Source organism: Teichococcus vastitatis, assembly GCF_003604215.1.
Classification (GTDB): Bacteria; Pseudomonadota; Alphaproteobacteria; order Acetobacterales; family Acetobacteraceae; genus Pseudoroseomonas; species Pseudoroseomonas vastitatis.
The window spans coordinates 1-641 of the sequence record NZ_QXGS01000216.1 but is presented as its reverse complement, the minus strand read 5'-3'; the positions used below and the strand labels follow the sequence as shown (position 1 = coordinate 641).

Annotated in this window: 1 protein-coding gene; it reads right to left on the bottom strand. The window is 69.3% G+C overall.

The features are described from left to right. A partial coding sequence (locus D2K64_RS23985; protein WP_120010934.1) for a PAS domain S-box protein occupies positions 1 to 641 on the bottom strand: 641 nt, incomplete at both ends.

Genomic DNA, 641 nt, shown 5'->3' with positions numbered 1-641 from the left:
TGGCGGAGGCGCTCCTCACTCTCGCGCAGCCGCTCCTCGGCCGCCCGGCGCGCGGTGACGTCCTGGCCGATCTTGAGGAAGCCGAGCAGAGTGCCGTTCGGATCGCGCAGCGCCCGGGTGGAGCCCTCGATGAAGACGCGCCGACCGTCCTTGCGGAGGTGCCAGCGGATGTCCGGTGCGACACCCGTCCTGCAGGCCGTCGCGGTCTCCCACTGATCCTGGTGCCGTTCCCGATCCTCCGGCGTGAAGATGATCGCAGAGGGCTGTCCGACCGCCTCCTCCGCCGTCCAGCCGAAGACCGCCTGTGCCCCCGGCAGCCAATCGGTGATCCGATCCTCGGGGTCGGTGAGGAAGATCGCGTAGTCGAGCGCCGCCTCGACCGTGAGGCGGAAGCGCTCCTCAGTCGAGCGCAGGGTCTGCGCCATGAGCAGCCGGTCGATCACCGGGCCGAGGATGGCGGCGTAGGTGCGGAGGAACTGCACCTCATCCTGACCGAAGTCGCGCGGCTTGGTGTCGTCCACCTGTAGCAGCCCGTAGGGCCGCCCGCCGGGCAGGAAGACCGGTACGTTCACCAGGGCGACCACTCCGGCGTCCTTCATGAAGGGCGGAACGTCGAACCGGTCCTCCTGACTGATGTCCTG